Genomic DNA, 6,001 nt, shown 5'->3' on the forward strand with positions numbered 1-6,001 from the left:
ACGGCAGAGACGACACGCTGGCGTAGATCGACGGACAAGGGCGAAGGCATCGGCATCCTCCTTTACCCCTCAACGTCCCAACTCCCGAGCCGGCCTAACTCGCTCGGGCGCGGCTCTAGGCGCGACATGGCGCTCCCGCGCGAACTGTCCGCACTAGCGGCTGGCGCCGCTAAGCTCGCCTCGAAGCGTTCCGCAGCTTGGTGTCGGGATGCGCTGGTCTCGACGGCATGAATTACGCACTCTCGTAGATCGACAGACCCGGCTGTGGACATCGGTGCTCTCCTTCGCCGATCAACCCATCAGCTTGAGAAATGGTTCAGCAACAATCAAGTGTTGATTGCCCAATAGTTTTGGGCAATCACATAGACTCATGCGCTAACATGGATGAATAAATCTCGAACCGAGGACTACCTTGCGATCAGAATTCTTCATTGGCGGCACAACTTTAATACGTGCTTAAGCTCTTCCAAATTCACGTGTATATCGCCGTCCCATGCCCCCCGATTGCCATCAACTTCACAGCGCATTTCAATGTACTGATGATGCTTATGGCAAGAAAGTAAGTAGAAAAAGGTATCGGGCATATTCGATGGAGCGAAATTAACGACATATGAAGATGGATCTGAAAAAACTACATTCGTCATGCCGGCCCCCATAGTACCGACGATAATCTCTGCCCCAGAAAAAATATCGATTTGCTCCTTCAGTGTATGCTCTGCTGGATCGACTGTTCGAAAGCCATGTTCATGTAGTAAGTTTTCGACCTCATCAAAATTCGATATTCTTCTCGAAAGGACAGACTGCCGGCTTACAAAAATTTTCTTATTTTTGAGCGGCGATGCAAAATTTCTCAGATCCCGTGCTGCATTTAGAGCAAGAGGCGACATGTGAATCCCGTGATGGGTCAAGCCATCAACTACTACTAATTCGCGCACACGGACGGCACTGGAAGAAATGTACTCTTTTTTATACAAATCGCCGCTTATCATTTTTACGGAACTGTCTATAACATCAAACATTTTTCCCGTGCATTGCGGGAGCAACAAGGCAGAAAACAAATTGGTCCCATTAAGGATAGACAATTTTGGCAGCACCTCAATCAACCAATGTCCGTAATTAGTGCAGCCACGCTTTTTCAATAATAGATAGCTATCTTCATAATATGGTAGTAGAGAATGGTCTATCTCGCTTATTGCATTCGATATTTCATCTTTTGTATGCTGGGTTATGGAAGCATCAAGGACAGATAATTTCTCATTTAATACAAGACCCTCGCCGGCAACAATAACATTCCTAAATAACTTGACAGACCATTTGGCGTCACCTCTATGATCTAAATTCCACCCAGTCCTGCATGCCTCTAGTACATCACTCGGAACTAGATCGACCCTAGTCATATAGTTTGGAGTTTTGCTGTATTTCGGGCCAATAGTTTCGAAGAGGATCTCAGCATCCCAATCTGTGAATTTATCTATGTTGGTCATTGAAGAAGTCCCTCAACACATGTAGCCAACTTTTCTGCATTTTTGCGTATAATTATTTGAAGCATAGGTCGAAGAAGTTCCATTATCTATTAGCAAAGATGTTTTTGATTTGAGATTCGAATACATCAGACTCAGCTGCAATCTTTCTACGATAATAGTCAAAGTTCCTTAGGTGTCGATCATAGTTCGAGATAATATCTTCAATTATATTCCCTGCATGCTCAAAATAATCACCCCTGGTGTCAATTTTATACATTGATGGAATCGGCACATCTTCAAAATGAGAAGCCGAACCTCTGAGTCCGGTCATGACGCAGCACTGCGATGCAGCTGCTTCACGTGGCATTCTATCCATTCCTGGATGGGGACCAAAATCGATGTATGCCTTTGCCTCAGCCATCTTATTTCGAACTTGCTCGGGAGACATGTTTGCGATCAACTCGAAATCGCAGTTTTTGATATATGGCGCAAGTCGCTCGGCTTCGGACTGCCCCTTCCTATTATAGAGCACTAGATTCTTTTTTTGAGACACATCTATATCAATGCAGAAGTTGTTCGGAGATGTGTAATCTGAGAGCACATATGAGTCAGAGATTTCCAGCGATTCAAGCTTCTTTTTTGCATAGTTTGATTGTACGAGGTTGATGTGGCGCGAAGCGCGGAACACGTCGAAGCCCTCATTATTTAGGACTGCCTGATAACCATAATCAAAGCTCAACCACCAATAGTACGTTTCGGCCCCAAGGAATTTATCAATAAGATGTGGCCATATTTCTGGAATGATTATGCGCGCGCGAGCATTGTCAACAATACAAGATGTATATGGGATGTTATAGTGCTTATAAGCTTCATGTACCGGTGCATTGTATTGAGGTATGATCAAAACTCTGTCGTGATTTACAGTTTGAGAATATACGATTTCGTCCACGGATCCGTGAAAATATATCATGTAAACGGTTTTTCCAAGCTTAATAAGCTTATTGCCAAGCTGATGAAGAGCCTCAGGGCCTCCGGTCATGGCATGGGGTGGGCATAGAATGTAGTAATATTCTTGGCTCACTTTGACTCCTGCGTCTCGCCTGTTGCACGCTGGGTTTCGAATGTTTGCTATAGCGATATTCTATATTTACTTTCACCTCCAAGTCCCGCAATATAGACTTAACCGCTGTCAAACGCTTCTCCTCAACCGCTTCTCCTCAACAGTGAGGCGGTTGTTTCTTTCAGCGTTTGCAGACTGCTACCGGGCATTTAGGGGGGCGTCAATCTTAAGACGTGCTCTAAATTTCGCGTCTCAGGTCGACGCTGATAGTGGATAGCATTCCGCACAGGAGATAAATCTGGGTGACGGCAGGCATTCGGCAAGCAATGCATCTCAAATACATGAATATATTAGAGGCAGATAGCATTATTCAGTCGAGACTGATCATCTTTGTTCTGTTTCTACCAACGAGTATTCACAAGTGCGAAACTTTCAGGAGCCCCTTCGGCACGCGGCGCTCCAATGGTTAGTATAATTGTATAATTCCTATTATATTTCAATTCTTTCGTCACGCGCAAGTATGCCAGTGCTAGGGAGATGCAAGCTTTGGTCTGAGTCTGACCGTGGCCTTGTGGGCTGCTCCTAGCGAGGCTGCTGAGGTCGCCTTCCTCAATCATGTCGACAGGCGCCGAATCACGTCAGGTTTGCCTCGGTTCCGTGGATGGTTCAAGGGGCTTGGCTGAGCGAAATGTCGATTATTGGGTCTGCCGCTGTCTGCTACTCGTAGACGGCGGGCGAGCAGTAGCTAAGCGTCGAGTGACGGTGCCGCGGATTAGATAAGGCCTTGATGTAGCTGAAGACCGTAATTCCTGCCTCGGCCTGCAAGCGGAAGCGATGGCGAGCCAACACTTCGCATGTGAAGGTAGGGAAGAAGCTCTTGGCCATGACGTTGTCGTAGGTGTTCTAGTTGCGCGCGGAGCGTAGACCGGAGGGGGGAGCCTAAGGCGACACATCCTAAAAAGGTCCACCACATTCTTCGCGCGGGATGTGGCTCGTGAGGTTCGCCTTCATTGTCAAGCACCGGGACGTCTGGCCGGTGGACTGGATCTGCGCGGCACTGAACGTCTCCCACTCCGGCTTCAACGCTTGTCTCACCCGATCCCCCAGCCAGCGCCTCTGCGACAACGAAGCGCCTTTGGCCAAAGTGCGAATGAGCTTCCTGGACAGTGACGGCACTGCGGCGCGCGACTGGCCTGACATGACGTGCTGGCCGAGTGCAGGGCGTGCGGACTGCATCGAATTGAGCGGATCATGCGCGACACCGCGATGCGGGCTCGCCCGAACCGACGGCGCCGGCTGTCGAAGGGCGGAGGCTTACATGGCCCACCGCGTCGCAGAGGGCAATTCTAAGCTGTAAGCGAACCGCTGCCTGATGCGCTACATCACTCGTGAGCTTTTCACCCACATCACTCACAGACAAAAGGCAATCAGCCAGAACCGCCTTGCGGCTTGATACACAGCAAGGTGTCTAGGGTAGCCAGTACAGGAGTGAGCCGTACCCATGTGGCACGAGGTACGGGCCGATGTGCCCGAAGACTTCGATTGCATCGACAACGGGGCGCAGCGGCACTCGACGCTCGGCTACCTCGGTCCCGTCGAGGTCGAGAATCGAGACAAACTTGTTTAGGCCGATGTTCACTAAGTCGGTGGCAGGAAAATCAAGATGTTGCCAGCCCCCGCTGAGACCACCTGTTGTAGTGGGTGTAGATCGTCGTATGTAGACCGAAGACAGTCGCCGCTTCTTGCCAACGGCAACCAACATTCAGCCGCAGCAAGGTGCCCTTGATTGCTCGCCTGTCTTCGATCCGAGGTTTAACCGGCTCTCCGAGGGCAAGGTACAGCTTCATCCGCGCACAATGTTCATCCTGAAGCCTGAATAGCCACGCTATCGCGAGCCTCCTGCTCTGGAAACGCCGTACTCAAAAACAAGCCTCTAGGGACGGCACTTGGCTGAATGTGTTTCCTGGATAGATGCCGCCTAAGAGTATGTGCAGGACTCTTCCGGATGGCCAGATGAATGCATTCATGTGCTACATCCCATTTTGAAGTCTGTAGTGTAGTCTGAATTTGCGAAAGCCGAAAGCTTTTGCAAATAAATATCATGCGTAAGTCGGAATTTGCCAATTACGAGTTTGAGTTCTCAGAGATCCATTTCTGGCAATGGGACAGAGATTGATTTATTACTTGATGCATGTCGAGATACTGATATGTACCGCACCGCCCGATAAAGTTCATCTTCGCCAAACCAATAGCTTCTTCGCGATATTTTTCGTATAGACGATCATATGAGCCGTCTGATGACTTGACAGGATAGTAGCGTTCGTCGTCGTTGTCTCGATAATCGCAAGGTTCTTCGACTGATCTCAACACTTGAGCCGACTTGCCATCCCAATGATCGGGGATATTGTGCCACCATGTCTCTCGTGTGAAGGGACCATCATCCGTGTAGTTCACTGTTGTGTGTGGCTCAGCCTCTTCAATGCAGTGCTGTGTCAAGTGGAAACGAATGGACCGGTAAGGAAGCCGCCCGAATTTGAAACCAAAGTATTCATCAATGGGCATGCTATTAAAACAAAAATCAAAATGATCCAACATTTTTTTATCAAACTCGGTCGAGAGGCTAACTTCAATTCGAGCATGGTCCAGTATTTTTGAAAATAATGTTGTATATCCGTTTGTGGGCATGGCTTGGAAGGTGTCATTTGGGAAATAAAGATTGCTGCGATCGGCTCTAATTTTTATTCTTTGAACTACTGCCGCATCGACGTCGGAAAGATCAAGATCCCACATTTTTTTTGTATAAGGGCGAAAAAAAACATTCGTAAGTTCTTTACCAATATTGGCATAAAGCCAATCTTCTGCATTTCTGATGCGAGGAATTGCTTCAGATATACTCTTTAGATGATGACGGACTGCAGATTCGGACTCTAAATTTATCCCAAAAAATTCATTCACAGTATCGAGATTGACCGGCAATGGTAGTTTTCGATTATCCGAAAGACGAGCTACGACTTTATGAGCATAAGGCGTCCAATCTGTAAACCGGCTTAGCCAATCCACAACTCGTTGGTTGGAAGTATGGAATAGATGAGGCCCATATGCATGCACGCGAACGCCCGTGTCGTGCAAGTAGTCGTAGCAATTGCCCGCTATATGTGGCCTTTTATCAATCACAGCAACCGAATAACCATGTTCTGCTAGCGTTCTAGCATAACAAGCTCCTGCGAAGCCAGCTCCTACTACAAGTATCTTATTCATTTTTACCTCGGTCACTAATAACTTATCGATCTTCGCACGCTTATTTCACGGCGCATCCAGATAGATGCGCATCCTAAGTATCAAAACTGTGATCGGGCCGGCGGCCCTCACGGGCAAGGCGCAGCAGGTTCTGGCCGTACTTAGTCTTGGCAAACAGCTCGCCGCGCGCCCGCAGCTGCTCGCGGCCGATGAAGCCCTGGAGATAAGCGATCTCCTCCAG

General features: G+C 48.3%; 4 protein-coding genes and 2 pseudogenes. 1 reads left to right on the forward strand and 5 read right to left on the reverse strand.

The features are described from left to right. Positions 1-428: 428 nt before the first annotated feature. Positions 429-1,484, reverse strand: a complete 1,056-nt coding sequence (locus HNR01_RS27175; protein ID WP_183671056.1) for a glycosyltransferase family 61 protein — start codon at positions 1,482-1,484, stop codon at positions 429-431. 82 nt (positions 1,485-1,566) lie between these two features. Continuing rightward, on the reverse strand, positions 1,567-2,544 hold the full coding sequence (locus tag HNR01_RS27180; RefSeq protein WP_183671058.1) for a hypothetical protein: 978 nt from the start codon (positions 2,542-2,544) through the stop codon (positions 1,567-1,569). Positions 2,545-3,517: 973 nt separating this feature from the next. Between HNR01_RS27180 and HNR01_RS27835 the strand changes: the two are divergent. Continuing rightward, positions 3,518-3,837: pseudogene (locus HNR01_RS27835) on the forward strand (IS3 family transposase); the annotation flags it as partial. 344 nt (positions 3,838-4,181) lie between these two features. Here HNR01_RS27835 and HNR01_RS28235 read toward each other — a convergent pair. The 3 genes and pseudogenes from HNR01_RS28235 to HNR01_RS27840 all read right to left on the reverse strand — a co-directional run. Further along, complete coding sequence (locus tag HNR01_RS28235) at positions 4,182-4,412, reverse strand: transposase (RefSeq protein WP_376770939.1); 231 nt, start codon at positions 4,410-4,412, stop codon at positions 4,182-4,184. Positions 4,413-4,647: 235 nt separating this feature from the next. Then, positions 4,648-5,781, reverse strand: a complete 1,134-nt coding sequence (locus tag HNR01_RS27190; RefSeq protein WP_183671062.1) for an FAD-dependent oxidoreductase — start codon at positions 5,779-5,781, stop codon at positions 4,648-4,650. A gap of 73 nt (positions 5,782-5,854) precedes the next feature. Next, positions 5,855-6,001, reverse strand: a pseudogene (locus tag HNR01_RS27840) (glucose-1-phosphate thymidylyltransferase RfbA); the annotation flags it as partial.

Source organism: Methylorubrum rhodesianum (assembly GCF_014199985.1).
In the GTDB taxonomy this organism is placed as follows: Bacteria; Pseudomonadota; Alphaproteobacteria; order Rhizobiales; family Beijerinckiaceae; genus Methylobacterium; species Methylobacterium rhodesianum.

Bases quoted from the DNA above. Each gene is read 5' to 3' on its own strand.
- HNR01_RS27175 (WP_183671056.1), bottom strand. From the start codon at position 1,484: ATGACCAACATAGATAAATTCACAGATTGGGATGCTGAGATCCTCTTC.
- HNR01_RS27190 (WP_183671062.1), bottom strand. From the start codon at position 5,781: ATGAATAAGATACTTGTAGTAGGAGCTGGCTTCGCAGGAGCTTGTTAT.